This is a genomic window from Halococcus morrhuae DSM 1307 (assembly GCF_000336695.1).
In the GTDB taxonomy this organism is placed as follows: Archaea; Halobacteriota; Halobacteria; order Halobacteriales; family Halococcaceae; genus Halococcus; species Halococcus morrhuae.
Genome location: NZ_AOMC01000117.1, coordinates 1 through 700, shown reverse-complemented (window position 1 = coordinate 700; position 700 = coordinate 1). Strand labels below are relative to the sequence as shown.

Annotated in this window: 1 pseudogene; it reads right to left on the bottom strand. The window is 55.6% G+C overall.

The features are described 5' to 3' along the window. Positions 1–436: 436 nt before the first annotated feature. A pseudogene (locus C448_RS09470) lies at positions 437–646 on the bottom strand (helix-turn-helix domain-containing protein); the annotation flags it as partial. Between the last annotated feature and the right edge of the window lie 54 nt (positions 647–700).

Below are 700 nucleotides of genomic sequence, written 5' to 3'. Positions count from 1 at the left end.
GCCCCGATTCGTGTGATGAGCGTCGCTAACGCGAACACGAGCAGTAGCGATAGGATGGGGTTTAGCGCGACCATAGTGGGGATACACCAACTACGCATAAAACACTCCGCACCCGCTGACCACACTGCAAACGCTCACGCTGTCGTGTGACCAATGGCTCCGGTGCTCGCCCCCGCACCCCGGCTCGTGGCGCTGGCAGGATAAGATTTGTTTGTGAGATTTTCATACGAGCATGAGCGTGAAGCCCGTGGAAGGGCGTTCTCACGCAACTACACCCGGTTGCACGAATCGAGACCACCGATCTTCAGTTTGCACATATGACAGTCGGGACCGAACGACGATGTCCTGTTGTGTGAGTTCTCCGTCAGCGTATTCGAGCGTCTTGAACACGAGTTTCGCACTTGGAGGCAGGTCACGAAATTGCTTCGCTCCGCTTTCAGTCATGAGTGCAGTCACCCCCGTGGCGGTCAGTCGATTTTTCTTGCTGTGTGTCGTTGATAAATAGGTTGTTTTCGACCAGTCGCTTGTGTGCGCGGCGGAACCGCTCGGAGAGCGCTTGATGGGAGATATCGAGTTCCTCCGCGAGGTCAGTCGCTCTTACGTTCCGCGGGATGTTATAGTACCCCATCTCGAAGGCCTTCACGAGCGCCGTATACTCAGTACCTCACAAAGCTCGTCGGTTGACTGCTTCTGAGTGTGA